We start from the raw sequence: 20,520 nt of genomic DNA, 5'->3' as shown, positions 1-20,520 counted from the left end.
ATTGTAAGCTTTCACATCCGTTAGTGAAAGTTTAAACGATTCTTGCCATCATCGTCGCCAGCGGTCCGCGCAAGCGCACGACATGATGTCACCGGATTTCACCTGGACGCCGCATTCATCCTTCCCAGCACACGGCCCGCCAGAGAGCCGCCAGGACAAGCAACGACCATGTCGAACGCCATCAAACAATCCGGCGCATACCTCGAAATCGTTTCCTTCCATCTCGGCGATCAGGAATTCTGCATCGACATCATGGCGATCCGCGAAATCCGCGGTTGGGCGCCGGTGACCCCGATGCCACACACACCGCCCTACGTTCTCGGCCTCATCAACCTTCGCGGTGCGGTGATCCCGGTTATCGACATGGCCTGCCGCCTCGGCATGAAGATGACCGAGCCCTCCGAGCGTTCCGCGATCATCGTTACAGACATCGGCGGCAAGCTGGTCGGCCTTCTGGTCGAACAGGTCTCTGACATGATGACCATCCGCTCCGAAGACCTCCAGCCCGCCCCGGAAATTATCCCGGAAGAGCAGCGCAATTTCTGCCGCGGCATCGTGGCGCTGGAAAAGAGCATGGTTTGCTTCCTCAACCTCGACACGGTCATTGCCGACGAATTGTCGCGCGAAGCCGCATAACCTCAGGCACCTTGGATTTTCCTAGAACGGCGGGCCTTTGGTCCGCCGTTTTTCGTTGGGCGACTTCCTGTATACCCACCCGTACCTACAGTCTGTTCAAGAATTGTGGTTGGTCTGCCGAACAGGGTGATTTCGAGAACCGGAGCGCAGCGTACTTCGGTACGTGAGCACCGGAAGCGCAGAAGTTACCATTTGCAGGCGACCAAATGCGATTATTGGATAGACTGTTATGGCTTGCCGTTTTTCCACGTCACGGTCTGCCCATAGAGTGGCACGGTCGAGATCGCCATCTTCGCCGAACCGTCCGTCAGCTCGCGCGTATGGACCAGATAGACCAGCGTGTCGTTTGTCTTATCGTAGATCCGGTTGACCACCATCTTCTTCCAGACCAGCGACATGCCCTGGCGGAAGACCTCTTCGCCGCCCTTTGAGAGATCGATATCGCCCACTTCAACCGGCCCTGTCTGGCTGCAGGAAATGGCGTTGTTCGAAGGGTCTTCGAACCAATTGCCGTTTTTCAGGCGATCAATCACGCCGCGCTCGAAATAGGTGATGTGGCAGGTGACGCCCTTCACCTTAGGATCGGAGATGGCTTCCACGACGATATCATTGCCGGTCCAGTCGACACCGACCTTGCCCACCACCTGCGCCAATGCGCCAAGTGGGAAAAGTGCCAGTCCCGCAACCAGGATCGCCCGAAGTTTTCTTGATGTCATCGCCTTTACCTCCATGTCTGAGACAACAGATAGGAAGGCGCGTCAGCGTAACAAGATCGGCGTGTTAGCGTTTTCTCATCGTGCAGGGCTCATAACCCATCGCGTGCAGGCGCCCCGCCACCATGCCGATCTTCGCAGGAATATCGCGCACATGCTGCAAGGTGAGAGACTTGGCAGCGGCAATGGCCGCAGAGGCGCAAACCACGGCATCCTCAGCCGCATTGTGGTGGACGAAGCGAAGCTGCAAATGATGGGCGATGATGTTGAGCTTATGCGACGGCAGAGAAGGCCAGACGCGCTGCGCCATCTTCACGCTGCAGAAGTAAGAGAGCGACGGATAGCTCTGGCGGTACTTGTCGAAGCTCGCGCGCATGACGCTGAAATCAAAGGCCGCGTTATGGGCAATCATCGTCGCCTCTCGAAAATCGTCGACGAACTCGTCCATGACCTCGGGAAATTCAGGCGCATCTTCCACATCGGCCGGGCGAATGCCGTGCACCGCAATGTTGAAGTGGGAAAAGCGCATCTCCTTCGGTCGAATCAGCCGCTCTTCCACCCGCGTGATCACACCATCCTCGATCCATGCCAGCCCGACGGAACAGGCGCTGCCACGCTCTTCATTGGCGGTTTCAAAATCGATGGCGATTGTTTTCAAGAGGCGATTCCCGGTGCGTTGCAAACGGCATAGAACAAAATGGCTTGGAAATGAACCACCAGGCAAGAAACGGGTGGGAACGACAACCTCAACAGCTTAGAACCCGATAACGCGATGGGGATGATCGAGATGAGCGTACACAGCCGAATGAATGCAACGGAATGGGCAATGCTCGTCGCGCTGTCCATCCTCTGGGGCGGCTCCTTCTTCTTTGTCGGCATCGCGGTCAAGGAACTGCCGCCGATCACCATCGTCACGCTGCGGGTCACCATCGCCGCGCTCGCGCTTCTCACCGTGTGCCGTGTCCTCGGCTACAGCCTGCCACGAAAGCCGGAGGTGCTGCGCGCCTTCCTGATCATGGGACTCCTCAACAATATTATCCCCTTCTCCTTGATCGTCTGGGGACAGACCCATATTGCCAGCGGTGTCGCCTCTATTCTCAACGCCACGACGCCGCTCTTCACCGTGCTTGTCGCCCATATGATGACGACGGACGAGAAGCTCAGCGCCAACAAACTTGCCGGCGTCATCATCGGTTTTGTCGGCGTCGCGACCATGATCGGCCCTGCGGCCCTCACAGGTGAGCGCTCGAGCCTCTGGGGCCAGCTTGCCATCCTCGGCGCTGCCATCTCCTACGCCTTCGCCGGCATTTTCGGACGGCGTTTCAAGGCCATGGGCGTGCCGCCTCTGGTAACCGCCACAGGCCAGATTTCCGCTTCAAGCCTCGTTCTCATTCCTGTTGCACTCCTTATCGACAGGCCCTGGACGCTTGCCATGCCGAGCGGCGAAACATGGGCCGCCCTCTTCGGCATCGCGCTTCTTTCCACCGCACTCGCCTATCTCATCTTCTTCCGCATTCTCTCTTCAGCTGGCGCGACAAACCTTGCGCTCGTTACCTTTCTCATTCCGGTCAGTGCCATCGTCCTCGGCTCGCTGGTCCTGGGAGAACAGCTTGCCCTGAAGCACTTTATCGGCATGGCAATGATCGCCGCCGGTCTCGTCGCCATCGACGGGCGGCTGTTGCAGCGCAAGTCCTTCAAGACTTGACAGCACCGACCGGCCACCGCATCCTGTAGCCATGATCGCAAAGACCAACACAATGATGCTTACCGTGGGTACCACCGGCGCGCCGGTGGACGGTGGAGCCTTGTGTGGAGCCTTTTCGCGATAGGTCTCGCGATCATTCCACCGAAGCCCTGCCGAAGCAGCAGGGCAACACAATGCACCTGCTCTTCCGATTGAAAGGAAACAGCATGTCGCAATCCCAGGAACCACCCTCACCCGCCGATTTTTCCCTCGATGACGTCATCATCCGTGGTTTCCGTCCGGATGATGCGGAAGCCCTGACAGAAGTCCTGAACATGCCGGGCGTCCGCTACGGTACCCTTCGCCAGCCGTTTCAGAGCGTTGCTCATACTCGCCGATATATGGAATCCCTTACACCAGCCGATATCATGATCGTTGCTGAATGGCGCGGTCGACTGATCGGCAATGCTGGCCTCCACGCGGAGCGGGGTCGCAGGCGCCATGCCGCTTCGTTAGGGCTCGGCATCCACGATGATTTTACCGGCAAGGGCCTCGGAACGCTCTTCATCAAAACATTGCTGGATGCAGCCGATAACTGGCATGACTTGAAACGGATCGAGCTCAATGTCTTCACCGACAACGCTCCCGCCATCCGGTTGTATGAAAAGTTTGGCTTCGAGAGGGAAGGAACAATGCGCCAATACGCTCTTCGAAACGGCGTCTATGCCGACTGCTATCTGATGGCACGGGTGAGGTAGCCCTGCTTCGACTGCATTTATAAATACGTTTCGCGAATTGAAAATTTGCGCTCGACGTAAGGCCGCGTACGTGGGATCAACCCTTTAACAAAAGCGGAGCGAAGAATTTTTGTCAGCACAACGATTTCTCTGCTTACTTTGAATTTCGCCTGCTGAGTTTGGGCTACGTCACGCGTCGCGGCCATTTTTGCCGACCAGCTTGCATCGCATTGTAGTTCACCTGGAAATTTGGCGGGGACCATATCAGCACGCCGCCCATGATCGATACCACGAAGATCAACTTGGATATAACCGCGAGGATCGTTCCGGCAAGGCCCGTCCAAAACAAAGCACGGTGTATACCGTACCGGGTTTCCAGGACGTTATGAAGGATATGACCTCCATCAAGGGGATAAGCTGGAAGCAAATTAATCACGGTTAGAACCAGATTGAAATTGGAAAGCCAAAAGATTGCGGCAAAAATGAAAGGTCGCGATGTCGGCGGAGGCCGATGCCATAGTTGATCCGTCCCAACAGAAACGGGATCGGGAAGGAATACGTAATACAATACAAGCCCAATTATGCCCGCGCAGAGATTGGCCAACGGCCCGGCGAAAGTAACGAGGTAGTCATCTCTTCTGCTGTATCGGTCGGTCTCCCAAAGCGTTTCTCCTCCTCTCACATGAAGACGGATTAGCACGACACGGTGGCCAAGTTTTATGGCTGCCCATGCATGTGCAGCCTCATGAATGAAAATCGACAACACGATTCCGATGGCAACAACGCTGGCAGTGGCAAACCCGCGAGATGAGAACTTGTACCAGATAGGGAACGTCAGGGCTGTAACCAGGATAATTATGCTGCCGTGTATCCACACAGGCGGGGCGTTTCCGAGCGATAGCTCTACACCGTCATCATAGTGGCTGAATTTCACGTGTGCTCCCGGCGCAGTTTCACATCTACGGTCGTTCTTATGTGGACCATACCATCAAAGAGGTCGAGGTATTATTGCGCAAAGCGCGTCTTGAAGCCATCACCGTCGCGGAGGGTCCTCCCGGGACCATCCGCTCATCCTCTCATCTCACCTGTGCTGTGCGGCAATCACAATGATGGTCTCCCACAGCACGCAGCTTCGTCCCCGTTACTCTCTTCCAACCGCTGTGGCGCGTGGGCCTAACTTGCAAATCGGCCCATCGCGGAAACTGCTCGGCAATCAGCCGCGCTACCGTCTCCAGCCGATCGCTCGTGAGGCCCTCTCTATGACTGTATCAAACCGACAGAACGATTTTGATATCGTCACCCGCCGATCAGAGCCAGCCACTCATCCTCATCCATCGTTTGCACACCAAGCTCGCGCGCCTTGTCGAGCTTCGATCCGGCACCCGGACCCGCCACGACAATATCCGTCTTCTTCGACACCGAGCCTGCGACCTTGGCGCCAAGGCTTTCGGCCCGCGCCTTTGCCTCGTCGCGGGTGAATTTTTCCAGCGATCCGGTGAAGACCACCGTCTTTCCAGCAACAGGACTTCCTTCCGTCGATGGCTTATCCGCCTCCTTCGGGCGAAGCTCCTTCATCAACCGGTCGATGACATCGAGATTGCGGGGCTCCTTGTAGAACTCCACAATGGCGCGCGCCACCACTTCACCGATGCCATCAATGCTGTTGAGTTCGTTCCAGGCGTCGCCGGAAGAATCGGCGGCAGCCTTCATCGACTCCTCGAAATGCGCATAGGTGCCATAGCTGCGGGCGAGAAGCTTCGCGGTCGTTTCCCCCACATGGCGAATGCCGAGCGCGAAAATGAGCCGGTGCAGATCAATCTCGCGCCTGGCATCGATGGCATCGAACAGCTTCTTGACGCTGACCTTGCCGAAGCCATCGATATTTTCAAGCCTGGTGAGGTGGCTCTTCTCCTGCCGTTCTTTCAGCGTGAAGATATCGGGAGCGGTCTTGATCGACAGCGCGGGATCTTCGCTCTCGAAGAAGAACTCGATCTGCTTGGTGCCGAGCCCCTCAATGTCAAAGGCATTGCGCGAGACGAAGTGCTTAAGGTGCTCCACCGCCTGCGCCCGGCAGACAAAGCCGCCGGTGCAGCGTGTTACGGAGTCGAGCTTGCCGGTCTTTTCATTGCGCTCGCGCACCGCATGGCTGCCACAGACAGGGCACTTCTTCGGAAACTCGTAAGGCTTCAGATTGTCGGGTCGCCGTTCCAGAACGACATCCAGAACCTGCGGAATAACATCGCCAGCGCGCTGGACGATGACGGTGTCGCCGATCCGGATATCGTGCTCCTCAGGCCGGATACGTTCGCCGTGATTGCCGATCCCCTCGATGTAATCGGCATTGTGCAGCGTCGCATTCGTCACCACCACACCGCCAACGGTAATCGGCGTCAGCCGCGCAACGGGCGTCAGCGCGCCTGTGCGACCGACCTGAATGTCGATCGCCTCGACGGTGGTGAATGCCTGCTCGGCGGGAAACTTATGCGCCGTTGCCCAGCGGGGGCTGCGCGAGCGAAAGCCGAGACGTTCCTGCACATCAAGCTCATCGACCTTGTAGACGACGCCGTCGATATCGTAATCGAGGTCCGGTCGCGCAATACCGATTTCATGATAGTGCTCAAGCAGTTGCGAGGCGGAAGCGAATCTCTTCATCAACGGATTGACGGGAAAACCCCAGTCGCGAAATTTTTCGACAATGCCGTGCTGCGTGTCGGCAATGCGCGTCGGCTGCCCGCCATTGGAGACCTCACCCAGCGCATAGGCGAAGAACTTCAGCTTGCGCCGTGCGGTGACATTCGGATCGAGCTGGCGCAACGATCCGGACGCCGTGTTGCGCGGATTGACGTAGGTCTGCTTGCCCTCCGCCTCCATCTGCGCATTCAGCGCCAGAAAGTCGCTCTTGGCCATATAGACTTCGCCACGCACTTCCACCACTTCCGGAACCCCGGCGGGAAGCTCGTTTGGGATTTCCTTGATGGTGCGGATATTGGCGGTGACATTCTCACCCGTCGTGCCATCGCCACGCGTCGCCGCCGTCACCAGCCTGCCCCGTTCATAGCGAATGGACATGGAAAGCCCATCGATTTTCGGCTCGGCGGTAAAGGCAATCGAATCATCCGGCAGCCGCCCGAGGAAGCGGTAGACCGAGGCGACGAAGTCGGCGACATCCTCATCCGAAAAGGTGTTGTCGAGTGAGAGCATCGGGCGCGCGTGGACGATGGGCGCAAAAGTCGGCAGCGGCGCAAAGCCCACCTTTTTCGATGGGCTGTCGGCGCGCACCAGTGCCGGAAAAGCCGCCTCGATCGCATCGTTGCGCCGTTTCAGCGCGTCATACTCTGCGTCCGAAACCTCCGGCTGATCCTTGCCGTGATAGAGCGCATCGTGCCGCGCAATTTCCGCCGCGAGAAAGGCAAGCTCGGAAGACGCTTCAAGCTCGGTCAGGTTTTCGACGGGTGTCTGGTCGTTCGACATGGCGGCCTCATTCGGGAATCTGCCTGAGCTTTTATCCAATTATTGGAGCTGGCGAAACGGCCCCTTTTCATCAGGACGGAATCGATTACTCTGAACATCCGGATCATCCCTCTGTTCTGGAGCTGCCCATGGACACGACGACCCTGATTGCCTTTGCCGCTGCCTTCTTCGTCTTCGCAGCCAGTCCCGGCCCCGACAATATGACCATCGTTGCGCGAACCATCACTCATGGCGCGCCCTCCGGCATCGCCTACGGGCTTGGTACCGTTGCCGGTATTCTGATCTTTCTCACACTGGCCGCCTTTGGCCTGTCGCTGATTGCGCAGGAAATGGGCGTCGCCATGACGGTTCTGCGCTATGGCGGTGCGGCCTATCTGATCTGGATGGGAGTGAAGATGTGGACGGCACCGGCGGTCGTGCCGCAGCTTCAGCCCGTGAGTGAGAGACGTGGCCTCTTCTCCATCTTTGTCACCGGCTTCGTTCTCAATCTCGGCAATCCGAAAATGCCGCTCTTTTATGTCGCGCTCCTACCAAACATCGTCGGTGCATCGCTGACCGTGGATCATCTGGCAGCGCTCGCCGCCGTCATTCTTTGCGTCGAGGTCGTGGTGATCGGCGGGCACGTGCTGCTTGCGGTGAGAGCACGAAAGCTGCTGCGCTCGGAACGCATCGTTCGCCGCGTCAACCGCGTGGCGGGCGGAGTGATGATCGGCTCCGGCGTGGCCGTTGCGGCCAGCCGCTGAAACGAGCGAAGCAATCATAGTTGTTAGAAGGATCATCGCCAATATCGCCGCCACAGACGTCAAAGCCGCCCAAGCCTTCTATGGCGACATCATCGGCCTCGACCTCGTCATGGACCATGGCTGGATCGTCACCTTCGCAGCGCCCATAATCGAGGCGCGACCCCAAGTGAGCATTGCGACGCAAGGCGGATCAGGAACCCCCGTCCCGGATTTGTCGATTGAGGTTGACGATCTTGAGGAAGTGCTTCGGCGTGTGAAAGCGGCAGGCCTGAAGCTCGAATATGGCCCTGCCCGTGAGCCATGGGGCGTGAAGCGCTTCTATCTGCGTGACCCCTTTGGCCGGCTGATCAATATCCTGTCTCACGAAGAAGAGGGGTGAGCGCGCCCTCGAACCGTACGTTTTTGTACGCAGATATAGCATCGTCTTCACACGAATACTTAAGACTACCCGGCTAGATTGTCCGCAAAAATCACGGAGAAAAGGCGGACATGTCGACAAAATGTGAAGGTTGCCGCGACGGCAAAGAACTCGACTTCCCATTCTCGATGGCATTTCAGCCTATCTTTGACGTCAACACCGGCGTGGTTTTTGCCAATGAAGCGCTGGTGCGCGGCCCAAATGGCGAGGGTGCGGGAACGGTTCTGTCAAAGGTCGACGAGAGCAACCGATATACGTTCGATCAGCAATGCCGCGTCAAGGCGATCGAGCTTGCCGCGCGGCTGTTCGATCCGACGGACACCACCAAGCTTTCGATCAACTTCATGCCGAACGCCGTCTATGAGCCGCGCGCCTGCATCCGCCTGACGCTGGCAACCGCCATGAAGACCGGCTTCCCGCTGAACCGCATCATTTTCGAGTTCACCGAGACCGAAAAGCTGGACTCGGTGCATGTGCTGAACATCCTGCGCACCTACCGTGACATCGGTTTCATGACAGCGATCGATGATTTTGGCGCAGGCTATTCCGGCCTCAACCTTCTCACCCATTTCCAGCCCGATATCGTCAAGCTCGACATGGACCTGATCCGCGGCATTGATCGCGATCCGGTTAGACGCGTGATCCTGCGCAACACGCTGAACATGCTGGCCGACCTGAACATCACACCACTTTGCGAGGGCGTCGAAACAGCTGACGAACTTTCAGCACTCCGCGACCTTGGCGTCAACCTGATGCAGGGATATCTTCTGGCAAAGCCCGCCTTCGAATCCATAACCGTGCCCAGCACGATCGCGGATGTGCTGGCGCCTGCCGCATAATCTTAAAGAAAGCTTCGATCGAGAGCTCAGTCCTGTGCGGCCAGCAGTCGCGCAGCCGCCGCCCTCGCCTCATCCGTCACCGATGCACCGGCCAGCATGCGCGCAATCTCTTCGGTGCGATGTTCCGGCTGCATGGTCGCGACGCGGGTAGCGATCCGCTCGGTGCCATCGCCTGCCGGTCCCTTGGCGATCAGCAGATGGGTTGAGGCACGCGCTGCGACCTGTGGCGCATGGGTCACCGACAAGACCTGAACTGTCTTTGATAGCCGCTTCAGCCGCTGGCCAATGGCATCCGCCACCGCACCGCCCACGCCCGTGTCGATTTCATCGAAGACCAGTGTCGGTGCCGAACCGCGATCGGCAAGCGCCACTTTCAGCGCCAGCAGGAAGCGTGAAAGCTCGCCGCCGGACGCCACCTTCATGATCGGGCCAGGTCGGGTGCCGGGGTTGGTCTGAACGTGGAATTCGACCACATCGATACCGTCTGCTGTCGCTGACGAGGCATCGCTCGTGACTTCCACGGTAAAGCGCGCCCGCTCCAGCTTCAAGGCCGGAAGCTCCGCCATCACCGCCTCGGACAGTGCCGCGGCCGCATTGCGCCGCTTGTCGGAAAGCGACAGTGCCGCTCGGTCGAAATCGGCCTTCACGACGCCAAGCTGCGCTTCGAGCTTCGCCAGCTTTTCTTCGCCTGCATCCAGGTCGGCAAGATCCGTCACCATGCGCTCGGCCAGCGCTGGGAGATCGCTTACGGGAACGGAATATTTGCGGCCTGCAGCGCGAAGCGCAAAGAGACGCTCTTCGACGCGCTCCAGCTCGCGCGGGTCGAACTCTGTCCGGCGAAGCGCCGCTTCCACTTCCATCTGCGCATTGGAAAGATTGTCGAGTGCTGCGTCGAGCAGTTGTACGGTGTCTTCGAGCAGACCCGGAGCCTCATGGCTCTTGCGCTCCAGCCGCCGCATCATCGAGGCGATGATCGGCACAGGCGACGCGTTACCATTCAGAAATTCGCTGGCCTCGGCGATATCGCCAGCAATGCGTTCGGATTTCTGCATCACAGAACGGCGTTCCGCCAGTTCCTCCTCCTCGCCATCGCGAGGAGAAAGCGCTTCCAACTCTTCCACGGACGAGCGCAGATAATCCGCCTCGCGGGCAGCCGCCTCCACCTTGGCGCGGTGCACCTTCAAGCCGCGCTCGGCGTCCTTCCAGGTGCGGTAGAGGCCTTGAACGGAGATAACCTCATCGCTGAGGCCTGCAAAGGCATCGAGAAGCGCACGGTGCGCATTGGTGTCCACCAGTGCCCGATCGTCGTGCTGCCCGTGAATTTCCACCAGATGCTGGCCAAGCTGGCGCATCATCTGCACCGAAACGGCCTGATCGTTGACATAGGCCTTGGTGCGACCATCGGCGGATTGTACGCGGCGAAAGATCAGATCGCCATCATCGTCCAGACCGTTTTCGCGCAGCAGCAGACGTGCAGGATGATCCATGCCAACTTCGAAGGTGGCCGTCACCTGCCCCTTATCTTCGCCATGGCGCACGAGACCGCCATCGCCACGCCCACCGAGGGCAAGCGACAGGCTATCGAGAAGAATGGATTTACCGGCGCCGGTTTCGCCGGTCAGCACGGAGAGACCGGCCTCGAACCCAAGGTCGAGCCGTTCGATCAGAACGATGTCGCGGATCGAAAGCTGGACCAGCATGGGAACGCCTTTGCCTTACGCTCCGATCAGCTTCTTGCCGGCGCGGGAAATCCAGGATTCGCGGTTTTCACGCGGCTCCAGACCCTGACCCTTCAAGAGCTTGTAGGAATCGGCATACCATTGGCTGTCCGGGTAGTTGTTGCCGAGAACGGCAGCTGCCGTCTGGGCTTCATCCACTAGGCCCATGGCGTAATAGGCTTCGGTGAGACGTGCGAGCGCCTCTTCGATCTGGTTGGTGTTCTGGTACTGCTCCACGACAATGCGGAAGCGGGACACAGCAGCCAGATATTCCTTGCGCTCAAGATAGTAGCGACCGACCTGCATTTCGCGACCGGCAAGCTGGTCGCGTGCAAAGCGGATCTTCGCCTGCGCATCGGCGACATATTCCGAATTCGGATAGTCGTTGACCACCTTGCTCATCGCTTCGATGGTACGCTGCGCGGCGCGCTGGTCCTGCGTCACGTCGGCGATCTGCTTGGAGTAAGCAAGACCGATCATGTACTGAACGTAGGCTGCGTCTTTCGCGCGCGGATATTGCTTGAGGAAGCGCTGACCGGATGTGATCGCTGCTTCGTTCTTGTTCTGACGCGTGGCGATGAAGGTGTTCATCACCAGAGCCTTCTGGCCCCACTCGGTGAAGGGGTACTGCTTGTCGATCGCGGTGAACTTGCGACCGGCTTCCGTCATGTTGCCCTTGTTCATATTGGCAAGCGCCTGGCGGTAAAGCACATCCGGCGGATCGGTTTCAACGCCGAGCTTGGTAATGTCGATGTCGGGATCGGACTGGCAGGCAGTGACCAGCGTTCCGGCGCCAAGCAGCATCAGCGATACGAGCCCAACCCGCACCGTTCCATTCATTGCACCAGACCCTACACGCTTCATTCGACAGTTCCCACTTCCCGCGTCACTACAGAGCTTAGGCTTTCGCAGGCGGTTCTAGCCGCAAAAGTACCAGCAGGGCAACGCAATGATGACGCATTAACGCATTTTTATGGCAGGCTCACGCATGAAACGCGATAATCCCGGCCTCCACCCTTGCAACTCCTATTAGAGCGTTTCCTTTTTAAATGGAAGCGTTCTGCCGGAGCAGATTTCCTTTGCGCCGAAGGTGATCGTCGAAGAGCGTACCCACAGGTACAGAAAAGCCGATCACCGTTGCCGCGGCAACCAATTCCCCGACAAACCACCCTCACCCCAAGAAACTCTCTGACGATTGTCATCGCTTTTGCCAGCCTTCCAGCTGGCAAAAGCCACCGCCCGTCGACTGCACTCGATCAGGCCTCAGCAGGGACAAAAGAAAAAAGGCTGCCTGGAGGACAGCCTTTATGAAAAGTCGAATGCAATGATGATCTTATGCAGACCAGGGAGCAAATTCCGGCTGGTTGATCGCCACGAATTCACGCGCACGGACGACCGGCTGACGAGCGGCAGGCGCCTCGACGATCTCATAGGCGGTCGGGTCGCTCAAAAGCGCCTTCAGTGCGTTCGCATTGACCTTGTGACCGCCGCGATAGGAACGGTAGCAGCCGATGAATTGTGCGCCGGCGAGCGCCAGATCGCCAACGGCGTCGAGCGTCTTGTGACGGACGAACTCTTCCTTCTCGTAGCGCAGGCCTTCCATATTGATGACCGTATGGTCGTCGGAGATGACGACCGAATTTTCCAGCGAGGAGCCGAGCGCGTAACCGGCAGCCCACAGGCGCTCCACATCACGCATGAAGCCAAAGGTGCGAGCACGCGAAAGCTCGTTCTTGAACGTCTCAGCGGTCAGGTCGCCCTTCCAGGTCTGGCGACCGATCAGCGGCGTATCGAAATCGATTTCGACTTCGAAGCGCGTACCATCATACGGACGGAACTCCGCCCAGGATGGGCCAGCATCAATACGAACCGGCTTGATGACGCGGATGTAGCGGCGCTTCACGCCAAGATTGACGATGCCAACCGATTCGATCGCTTCGATGAACGGCGCGGAGCTGCCATCCATGATCGGCACTTCCGGACCGTCGACTTCAACGATCAGGTTGTCGATACCCATGGCGTAGATGCCGGCCATGACATGCTCGACGGTTGCAACGGACTGTGCGGGCGAACGGCCGATCACGGTGCAAAGATCGGTGTTGCCGACATTGGCAGAAACCGCCTTCACTTCCACCACGGTACCGTTCTCCAGCGTGCGGCTGAAGACGATGCCCGTTCCGGCTTCCGCCGGCTGAAACGTCATGGAAGCCGGGTTGCCCGAATGCACGCCGATACCCTTGAGTTGAACAGGGTTGGCGATAGTTGTCTGAAAACCGAGCAATCCGATGGTCATGCGTATCAAGCCTTTTCATGTGACCCCGCCAGCGATGCCGGCTTGGTCCGAAGTCAAAAGAGGGGAAATGCAGCGCTCACGGAGACATTATTTCCCATTCCCATGTTCTTACATACGCACACTGCAGCGCCATCACAAATCACTGTTGATTTCGCTTTGTTACAGACCCAAGCATTTGAAAGAATTGAGAGAAGCACCCTCGCACCGAGGCGGTGAAACACAAATACCCGGGCCTTTTAGACCCGGGTATTCGCTTAACGCGGAATCGCCTGATCGGTTCACCGACCGGCTATCCGATCAGTTCGACTGACGGCGCAGGAAGGCCGGAATTTCGAGCTGATCGTCTTCGTGATGGCTGGAAGAAGCCGGCGACTGGCGACCGTGGTCATCCAGATTGCCGCGACGCGGTGCGTACATGCTCGCTTCCGGAGACATCGGACGGCGCTGCTGCGGAGCAAGGCTCGGAGCATCCATCATGTCGGAAGGAACAGTTTCTTCTTCATCGCGACGGCCGAGCGAATTTGTGATTCGCTTCAAGAGACCCATGGGGCCGCGCTCTTCAGGCGCTGCGTGAGCAACCTGTGCACGGTGATCCATTTCAGCCTTCACCACTGGCGGAAAGTCCTCGACCTTTGGCATGCGAACCGGCTCCGGCTGGCGCGCGACAGGAGCTGGTTCATGATAAACCTGAGCCTGTGGCTGTGCCATGCGCGGAGCCGGCGCTGCGACCTGCTCCGGAGCGTGGTATACAGGTGCCGGAGCAGCCTGAACCGGTGCTGCGGGGCGAGCAACGACCGGCGATTCGGCCGGAGCAGATGCGAACAGCTTGCTCTGTGGGCGGAACTCGGCTTCTGCCTGTGCCTGGCGCAACTGCTGTTCAGCAGCGGCCAGAGCGAGTTCGCGCTCCATATCGACTTCCGCAGCGCGGATGGTCTGAGCAATCGGATCTACGGACTTTGGTGCCTGCATAACTGGGGCAGGCTGAACTGCGGCCGGAGCGGATGCAACGGCCGCGGAGGGACGGATAACGGGCTTTGCTGCTGCAGCGGCGGCTGCACGCATTTCGGCGATGTTCTTTTCCATCTGGCCCGGTACACGGTCGATGCCGGTGGCAACGACAGAGACGCGGATGAGGCCTTCGAGCGCTTCGTCGAAAGTCGCGCCGAGGATGATGTTGGCATCCGGATCGACTTCTTCGCGAATACGCGTTGCAGCTTCGTCGACTTCGAAGAGGGTCAGGTCGCGACCACCGGTGATGGAGATCAGGAGGCCCTGTGCGCCCTTCATCGAGGTTTCGTCGAGCAGCGGGTTGGCAATAGCCGCTTCCGCAGCCTGCATTGCGCGGCCTTCGCCGGACGCTTCACCCGTACCCATCATTGCGCGGCCCATTTCGCGCATGACCGAGCGAACGTCGGCGAAGTCGAGGTTGATGAGACCTTCCTTCACCATCAGGTCGGTGATGCAGGCGACGCCGGAATAGAGAACCTGGTCGGCCATTGCGAAGGCATCGGCAAAGGTCGTCTTGTCGTTGGCAATGCGGAAGAGGTTCTGGTTCGGAATGACGATCAGCGTATCGACAGACTTCTGCAGCTCTTCGATGCCCTGTTCGGCCAGACGCATGCGGCGTCCACCTTCAAAATGGAACGGCTTGGTAACAACGCCGACCGTCAGGATGCCCTTGTTGCGGGCAGCCTGTGCAACGACCGGAGCCGCACCAGTGCCCGTGCCGCCGCCCATGCCGGCGGTGACGAAGCACATGTGGGTGCCGTTCAGGTGGTCGATGATTTCATCGATGCACTCTTCGGCAGCAGCGCGACCGACTTCCGGCTGCGAGCCGGCGCCGAGACCTTCGGTGACGTTGACGCCGAGCTGGATTACCCGATCGGCCTTCGTCATTGTCAGGGCCTGCGCGTCAGTGTTGGCGACGACGAAATCGACGCCCTGCAGACCTGCCGTGATCATGTTATTGACAGCGTTACCGCCACCGCCGCCAACACCGAAAACGGTGATGCGTGGCTTCAGCTCGGTGATATCCGGCTTTTGCAGCTGTATCGTCATTTTACCATTCCTTCTTTTGATGGCCGGCAACGCCCCGCTGGCCAATTTCTTTGAACTTCACTCATTCCTCTTCCGTGATACGCAGGAAGAGGATCAGAAACTTTCTTTCAGCCACTGCCCCACACGGGCGATCCGCCCGCTGCCCATTCCAAACGGCGAGAACATTCCGCTCTGCGCCGCGTGAATTTCAATGTCCGCGATCTGCGGATAGATCATCAATCCGCAAGCCGTGGAAAAGGCCGGGCCCTTGGCCGCAACCGGCAGGCCCGCCACGCCCATCGGACGACCGATGCGCACATTGCGAGCCAGAATGCGACGCGCCGTTTCCGGCAGACCGGTGAGCTGGCTCGCGCCACCCGTCAGCACCACGCGCTTGCCCACGATCGGGCTGAAACCAGACTTCTGGATACGGTCGCGGATCAGTTCGAGCGTCTCTTCGATACGAGCGCGAATGATGCGACTGACCAGTGCCTTCGAAACCTGCGATGGCTGATCGCGATCGTCCTCGCCGATCGGCGGAACGGCGATCATCTCGCGATCGTCCACGCCACCATTGGCAAGCGAGGAACCGTGAACGACCTTCAGACGCTCGGCATCCTCGATGCGCGTGGAAAGACCACGTGCGAGGTCGGTGGTGACGTGATGACCGCCAAGACCGATAGCATCCGTGTGAACCAGGCGACCTTCGGCAAAAACCGAAATCGTCGTGGTGCCGCCGCCCATGTCGATGGCAGCACATCCAAGTTCAACTTCGTCATCCACAAGTGCCGCAAGACCGCTGGCATAGGGGGTGGCAACAATGCCTTCGACCGACAGATGCGCGCGGTTGATGCAGAGCTCGAGGTTCTTCAGCGCCGTGCGCTCAGCGGTGACCACATGCATGTCCACGCCCAGCAGGTCGCCATACATGGAAAGCGGATCGCGAATGCCGCGCTCGCCATCCAGCGAATAGCCAGTCGGAAGCGAGTGGAGAATTGCACGGTCCTGACGCAGCGACTGCTGGCTTGCGGCAATCAGAACCTTGCGCAGATCGCCGGCTTCCACTTCCTGGCCGCCGAGATCGATGGAGGCGGTGTAGATATCGCTTGCCAGACGGCCAGCCGAAACATTGACGATCAGGCTGTCAACCGTGAGACCTGCCATCCGCTCGGCCGCATCGACGGCCAGACGAATGACGCCTTCCAGCGCATCGAGATCGGCGATCACACCGGATTTCACGCCACGCGAGCGCTGATGACCAATGCCGATCACATCCACCTTATGGGTGCGACCGGGCAGAACTTCGCTCTCCTGACGCGGCGTCAGGCGGCCGATCATGCAGACCACCTTGGTGGAGCCGATATCGAGAACGGAAACCACATGGTTGCGCTTCGACGACAAGGGCTTCAGGCGCGGAAGACCGAACTGAGAAGAACCGAATAAGCTCATGTGCTCTTCTCCGCTTTCTTGAGGGCTTTGCTGCGGGCGTCAACGGCGGTCTGGCGACGCTCGGCCGCACCTTCCGTCAACTGCACCGTGGTGCGGTCGGAAAGACGCAGGTCAACGGCTGCGACATCGCGCGAGAGGATTTTCTGCTCCATGTCGAGGCGAGCAAGAAGCTGCAGCGCCTTCGGCACATTTTCTTCCGGCAGTTTGACGACGATCCCGTTGTCGAGATGCAGATCCCAGCGACGACCGGCAACGCGGACATATGCGCGAACGCGGTTGCGGATTTCCGGCCAGTCGGCCAACTCGTCGACGAAACCTGCAGCGCCCGTTTCGGCGTCACGACCGACGAAGAGCGGCAGGCCGGCATATTTATTGTCCCGCAACGGTGCGATCACGCTGCCGCTCTTTTCGATCAGCGAGAGTTCCGAACCGTGCTGCCAGATGCCGAAAGCCTGGCGCTCCTTCAGACGAACTTCGATCGTCTTCGGATAGACCTTGCGCACTTCGACATCTTCGACCCAGGGGAGCTCGGTCAGCTTCTTGCGGGCTGCATTGACGTCGAGCGCGATCAGCGAGGTCGCACCATCGAGACCAAGAAGCTGAAAGACTTCGATCTCCGAGGTCTGCAGATTGCCGGAGACTTTCACGTCTTCGACGGCAAAACCGGCAGCAGAGGTCGTCGCCTGAGCGACCAGTTCCGTGTGGCCACCAAGCGACATGCCATAGAGACCAACGGCGGAGAAGAATACCAGTGTCGAAGCCGTACCGGTGTGAGCTGGAATGTGAATGCGCCCCGTCGCAAGGCTGGCGCAGAAGCGGAACACACGACGCAGCGGACGCGGAAGGACGAGGCGATCGTCCGCACCGACCGATGCGTTGTTCGCACGTTTTTTAGCTGTCGATCTTTTGCCGTTTACCGCAAGCACGACGCGTCCTCCACCATCCACCGGACAAGCTCACCAAAGGAACGGCCCTGATAAGCCGCCATTTCGGGCACGAGGGAGGTTGGCGTCATGCCCGGCTGGGTATTGATCTCCAGCCAGATAAGTTCGCCATCTTCTGAGAAACGGTCGTCGTAGCGAAAATCCGAACGGCTCACGCCACGGCAGCCAATCACCTGATGCGCCATGACTGCCAATGATTGGATTTTTTGGTAAATATTCGGTGAAATTTCCGCCGGGATGACATGCTTTGAGCCACCATTGGCGTATTTCGCGTCGTAATCGTAAAAATTATGGCCGAGCGGCACCACTTCCGTGACGCCGAGAGCCTCGCCGTTCATCACGCCGCAGGTCATTTCACGGCCATGAACATAGCGCTCGACCATGACCGAATCACCATAACGCCATTCGGTGGAGCCAAGCACTTGCGGTGGATGGGATTGATCTTCCTTGACGATGACGACGCCGAAGCTCGATCCTTCACGAACCGGCTTGACGACGTAAGGCGTCGCCATCGGATGCTCCGAACCGATATCGAAACGGTTCATCAGCTTTTCAGCAGCAACAGGAATGCCGGCGGCAGCAGCAATCTTCTTGGACTGCGACTTGTTCATCGCCAGAGAAGACGCGGCAACGCCCGAATGCGTATAGGGAATTTCAAGATATTCCAGGATGCCCTGGATCGTACCGTCTTCACCGAATGGACCATGCAGCGCATTGAAGGCGACATCGGGCCTGATATCCGCAAGAACGGCAGCGATGTTACGGTCAACATCCACACGCGTGACCTTATAGCCCTCGCCTTCCAGCGCGGACGCGCAAGCCTCTCCCGACGAGAGGCTGACCGGCCGCTCCGAAGAAAACCCACCCATAAGAACAGCTACGTGCTTGCCGCTCATAAAAACCTCTAACACCTGAAATTCCAGACGAGGCACCGGAACCGGAATGGTTCGCGATTCTCTCGCCCGACCCGTACGAGACACTTAAACGTCATTAAGGTTAACGAAGCGTTTACTTTCCTTAACCGAAACGGCCCGCGATGCGATTTTTGTTAAAGAATCACATGAGGCACGGATTCCTTCCTTGGAATCAGAGTGTTGCGGTCGATGCAAGATTCAGAATTTCAACCGGATCAAATAAATCCGTTGCGCAGAGTTTGAGCATCGGCATCGAAAGCAAGATCGATTCGTTAAGATCGCCAGCTTGTCCCCAGGGTTTTTAACACCGCCTCGCGACACCATTCGTCACGCTTATCACGGGCAAGCGGCAAGCCGGTTGCAATCGCCGCGAACGGAAACGCCCTGCCTTCCCTCGTATTTTTTGCTGCTTATTGCGCTTTAAGCGTTTCAAAGGATCGAAAATTGCGTTAACGCAACCGCAGCCTCTTGAAGGTCATAAGTCCTACTTAACAATGGAACGAATATAATGACTGACGCGATATCGCCTGTATCGCCGACAGCTGACAAGCCGAACGATGTAAAGACAAATTCGCCTGCACGAGTTCTCACTGCCAGCCTGGTCGGCACGACCATCGAATTCTTCGATTTCTACGTTTATGCGACCGCAGCCGTGCTCGTGTTTCCGACGCTGTTCTTCCCCAACAGCGATCCGATGACGGCGCTTCTTGCATCCTTCGCCACCTTCTCGATCGCCTTCTTTGCCCGTCCGCTAGGCGCGCTGGTGTTCGGCCACTACGGTGACCGCGTCGGACGCAAGACGACGCTGGTTGCGGCTCTCCTGACAATGGGCATTTCCACCGTCGTGATCGGTCTTCTGCCGTCCTATGAGACCGCCGGCGTTCTCGCTCCGCTGCTGCTGGCACTATGCCGTTTCGGTCAGGGCTTTGGCCTTGGCGGTGAATGGGGCGGTGCCGTTCTTCTGGCAACGGAAAACGCGCCTCCCGGCAAACGCAACTGGTACGCCATGTTCCCGCAGCTTGGCGCGCCGGTCGGCCTCTTCCTGTCCTCCGGCATCTTCTGGCTGCTTCTGCATGTCATGTCGAATGAAGCGCTGATCTCCTGGGGCTGGCGTATTCCATTCATCGCTTCCACGCTGCTGATCGCGGTTGGTCTGTGGGTCCGTTTCTCCATCTCAGAGACGCCTGCCTTCCAGAAGGCCATCGACAAGCATGAGCGCGTCGCGGTTCCTGCCAAGGAAATCTTCACCAAGTACAAGCGCAGCCTGTTCCTCGGCACCTTCGTAGCGCTCGTCACCTTCGTGCTGTTCTATATCGCAACCGCCTGGCTGCTGTCCTACAACGTCAAGGTCCTGAAGATCCCCTTCCTTGACGCGCTGGAAATCCAGATCCTCAGCGCCGTCGTCTTCGGCATCTTCATTCCGCTGACCGGCATCGTCGGTGACAAGGTCGGTCGTCGCCTGTCCCTGATCGTCATCACGGTCCTGATTGCCGCCTTCTCCTTCCTTCTTCCGGTTCTGCTGGGCGGCGGTGAAGCAGGCGTTGCGATCTTCGCAGCTTCTGCGATGGCGCTGATGGGCATGACCTATGCGCTGATCGGTGCAGCACTCGCAGCACCCTTCCCCACCAGCGTGCGCTACACCGGCGCGTCGCTGACCTTCAACTTCGCAGGCATCGTCGGCGCCTCGCTCGCTCCCTACATCGCGACGTGGCTGCAGACGACTTACGGCATGGCAGCCGTCGGCTACTATCTCGGCCTTGCTGCTGTCATCACGCTGATCTGCATCCTGGCCTCCGGCAAGGACGAAGTCTAAGGACCACGGACAAGCGGCGCACCATCAAGGATGCGCCGCTTGTCCCTGAATCAAGCTCACAAAAAAGCCCGCGAAGTTTCTGACTTCGCGGGCTTTTCTTTGACTGCTAAC

The 20,520-nt window shown here is 58.5% G+C and carries 18 protein-coding genes; 7 read left to right on the top strand and 11 right to left on the bottom strand.

The features are described 5' to 3' along the window. The first annotated feature begins 168 nt into the window (after positions 1-168). On the top strand, positions 169-636 hold the full coding sequence (locus AC07U5_RS06030; protein ID WP_062426540.1) for a chemotaxis protein CheW: 468 nt from the start codon (positions 169-171) through the stop codon (positions 634-636). 227 nt (positions 637-863) lie between these two features. Here AC07U5_RS06030 and AC07U5_RS06025 read toward each other — a convergent pair whose 3' ends face one another. Together AC07U5_RS06025 and AC07U5_RS06020 are read right to left on the bottom strand one after the other, a co-directional pair. Beyond that, a complete protein-coding gene (locus AC07U5_RS06025) occupies positions 864-1,352 on the bottom strand; it encodes a CreA family protein (RefSeq protein WP_494722539.1) in 489 nt (162 codons plus the stop codon). A 64-nt stretch (positions 1,353-1,416) separates the two neighbouring features. Further along, entirely contained in the window at positions 1,417-2,007 is a 591-nt protein-coding gene (locus AC07U5_RS06020) for a 3'-5' exonuclease (protein WP_494722538.1), read from the bottom strand. 147 nt (positions 2,008-2,154) lie between these two features. Between AC07U5_RS06020 and AC07U5_RS06015 the strand changes: the two genes are divergently transcribed. Next, positions 2,155-3,054: a DMT family transporter gene (locus AC07U5_RS06015; protein ID WP_416334272.1), complete on the top strand. Its 900-nt coding sequence runs from the start codon at positions 2,155-2,157 to the stop codon at positions 3,052-3,054. A 206-nt stretch (positions 3,055-3,260) separates the two neighbouring features. Continuing rightward, on the top strand, positions 3,261-3,791 hold the full coding sequence (locus tag AC07U5_RS06010) for a GNAT family N-acetyltransferase (RefSeq protein WP_113267739.1): 531 nt from the start codon (positions 3,261-3,263) through the stop codon (positions 3,789-3,791). 163 nt (positions 3,792-3,954) lie between these two features. On the opposite strand, the gene AC07U5_RS06005 is transcribed toward AC07U5_RS06010, so the two are convergent. Both AC07U5_RS06005 and ligA read right to left on the bottom strand, forming a co-directional pair. After that, complete coding sequence (locus tag AC07U5_RS06005) at positions 3,955-4,704, bottom strand: metalloprotease (RefSeq protein ID WP_062440570.1); 750 nt, start codon at positions 4,702-4,704, stop codon at positions 3,955-3,957. Positions 4,705-5,066: 362 nt separating this feature from the next. Beyond that, positions 5,067-7,241, bottom strand: a complete 2,175-nt coding sequence (ligA, locus tag AC07U5_RS06000; protein WP_494722537.1) for an NAD-dependent DNA ligase LigA — start codon at positions 7,239-7,241, stop codon at positions 5,067-5,069. A 128-nt stretch (positions 7,242-7,369) separates the two neighbouring features. Here ligA and AC07U5_RS05995 point away from each other — a divergent pair, with 128 nt between their 5' ends. The 3 genes from AC07U5_RS05995 to AC07U5_RS05985 all read left to right on the top strand — a co-directional run bounded on the left by AC07U5_RS05995 (position 7,370) and on the right by AC07U5_RS05985 (position 9,241). Then, a complete protein-coding gene (locus AC07U5_RS05995) occupies positions 7,370-7,984 on the top strand; it encodes a LysE family translocator (RefSeq protein ID WP_494722536.1) in 615 nt (204 codons plus the stop codon). Between the two features lie 16 nt (positions 7,985-8,000). Further along, positions 8,001-8,363 (top strand): VOC family protein, encoded by a 363-nt coding sequence (locus tag AC07U5_RS05990; protein ID WP_494723262.1) that lies wholly within the window; start codon positions 8,001-8,003, stop codon positions 8,361-8,363. A gap of 110 nt (positions 8,364-8,473) precedes the next feature. After that, on the top strand, positions 8,474-9,241 hold the full coding sequence (locus tag AC07U5_RS05985; RefSeq protein WP_440611846.1) for an EAL domain-containing protein: 768 nt from the start codon (positions 8,474-8,476) through the stop codon (positions 9,239-9,241). A gap of 26 nt (positions 9,242-9,267) precedes the next feature. On the opposite strand, the gene recN is transcribed toward AC07U5_RS05985, so the two are convergent. The 7 genes from recN to AC07U5_RS05950 form a co-directional block, all read right to left on the bottom strand. Next, positions 9,268-10,941: a DNA repair protein RecN gene (gene recN / locus AC07U5_RS05980; protein ID WP_494722535.1), complete on the bottom strand. Its 1,674-nt coding sequence runs from the start codon at positions 10,939-10,941 to the stop codon at positions 9,268-9,270. A 15-nt stretch (positions 10,942-10,956) separates the two neighbouring features. Next, complete coding sequence (locus AC07U5_RS05975) at positions 10,957-11,823, bottom strand: outer membrane protein assembly factor BamD (RefSeq protein ID WP_062426531.1); 867 nt, start codon at positions 11,821-11,823, stop codon at positions 10,957-10,959. A 469-nt stretch (positions 11,824-12,292) separates the two neighbouring features. Beyond that, positions 12,293-13,252, bottom strand: coding sequence for a UDP-3-O-acyl-N-acetylglucosamine deacetylase (gene lpxC / locus AC07U5_RS05970; protein ID WP_494722534.1), 960 nt, complete (start codon positions 13,250-13,252; stop codon positions 12,293-12,295). 297 nt (positions 13,253-13,549) lie between these two features. Beyond that, on the bottom strand, positions 13,550-15,310 hold the full coding sequence (gene ftsZ, locus AC07U5_RS05965) for a cell division protein FtsZ (protein WP_062426529.1): 1,761 nt from the start codon (positions 15,308-15,310) through the stop codon (positions 13,550-13,552). A 93-nt stretch (positions 15,311-15,403) separates the two neighbouring features. Then, positions 15,404-16,738, bottom strand: a complete 1,335-nt coding sequence (gene ftsA / locus AC07U5_RS05960) for a cell division protein FtsA (RefSeq protein WP_062426528.1) — start codon at positions 16,736-16,738, stop codon at positions 15,404-15,406. Then, on the bottom strand, positions 16,735-17,664 hold the full coding sequence (locus AC07U5_RS05955) for a cell division protein FtsQ/DivIB (RefSeq protein WP_062426527.1): 930 nt from the start codon (positions 17,662-17,664) through the stop codon (positions 16,735-16,737). Before AC07U5_RS05955 ends, ftsA begins: the two co-directional genes overlap by 4 nt. After that, complete coding sequence (locus tag AC07U5_RS05950; protein ID WP_494722533.1) at positions 17,652-18,578, bottom strand: D-alanine--D-alanine ligase; 927 nt, start codon at positions 18,576-18,578, stop codon at positions 17,652-17,654. The genes AC07U5_RS05955 and AC07U5_RS05950 overlap by 13 nt, the downstream gene beginning before the upstream one ends. Before the next feature lie 526 nt (positions 18,579-19,104). On the opposite strand from AC07U5_RS05950, the gene AC07U5_RS05945 reads away from it, so the two are divergent. Beyond that, positions 19,105-20,409: an MFS transporter gene (locus AC07U5_RS05945; protein WP_062426525.1), complete on the top strand. Its 1,305-nt coding sequence runs from the start codon at positions 19,105-19,107 to the stop codon at positions 20,407-20,409. Positions 20,410-20,520 lie beyond the last annotated feature (111 nt).

The organism is Agrobacterium sp. GW821-FHT02D03 (assembly GCF_059421725.1).
Note: the sequence above shows the minus strand (reverse complement) of the source record. Positions and strands in the feature narration are given on the sequence as shown.

What these genes read in the sequence shown, in the direction of transcription:
- AC07U5_RS05985 (WP_440611846.1), top strand. Translation starts at nt 8,474, where the DNA reads ATGTCGACAAAATGTGAAGGTTGCCGCGACGGCAAAGAACTCGACTTC.
- ftsA (WP_062426528.1), bottom strand. Translation starts at nt 16,738, where the DNA reads ATGAGCTTATTCGGTTCTTCTCAGTTCGGTCTTCCGCGCCTGAAGCCC.
- AC07U5_RS06015 (WP_416334272.1), top strand. Translation starts at nt 2,155, where the DNA reads ATGAATGCAACGGAATGGGCAATGCTCGTCGCGCTGTCCATCCTCTGG.
- AC07U5_RS06030 (WP_062426540.1), top strand. Translation starts at nt 169, where the DNA reads ATGTCGAACGCCATCAAACAATCCGGCGCATACCTCGAAATCGTTTCC.
- AC07U5_RS05945 (WP_062426525.1), top strand. Translation starts at nt 19,105, where the DNA reads ATGACTGACGCGATATCGCCTGTATCGCCGACAGCTGACAAGCCGAAC.
- AC07U5_RS05950 (WP_494722533.1), bottom strand. Translation starts at nt 18,578, where the DNA reads ATGAGCGGCAAGCACGTAGCTGTTCTTATGGGTGGGTTTTCTTCGGAG.
- lpxC (WP_494722534.1), bottom strand. Translation starts at nt 13,252, where the DNA reads ATGACCATCGGATTGCTCGGTTTTCAGACAACTATCGCCAACCCTGTT.
- AC07U5_RS06010 (WP_113267739.1), top strand. Translation starts at nt 3,261, where the DNA reads ATGTCGCAATCCCAGGAACCACCCTCACCCGCCGATTTTTCCCTCGAT.
- ligA (WP_494722537.1), bottom strand. Translation starts at nt 7,241, where the DNA reads ATGTCGAACGACCAGACACCCGTCGAAAACCTGACCGAGCTTGAAGCG.
- recN (WP_494722535.1), bottom strand. Translation starts at nt 10,941, where the DNA reads ATGCTGGTCCAGCTTTCGATCCGCGACATCGTTCTGATCGAACGGCTC.
- AC07U5_RS06025 (WP_494722539.1), bottom strand. Translation starts at nt 1,352, where the DNA reads ATGACATCAAGAAAACTTCGGGCGATCCTGGTTGCGGGACTGGCACTT.
- AC07U5_RS05995 (WP_494722536.1), top strand. Translation starts at nt 7,370, where the DNA reads ATGGACACGACGACCCTGATTGCCTTTGCCGCTGCCTTCTTCGTCTTC.
- AC07U5_RS05975 (WP_062426531.1), bottom strand. Translation starts at nt 11,823, where the DNA reads ATGAAGCGTGTAGGGTCTGGTGCAATGAATGGAACGGTGCGGGTTGGG.
- ftsZ (WP_062426529.1), bottom strand. Translation starts at nt 15,310, where the DNA reads ATGACGATACAGCTGCAAAAGCCGGATATCACCGAGCTGAAGCCACGC.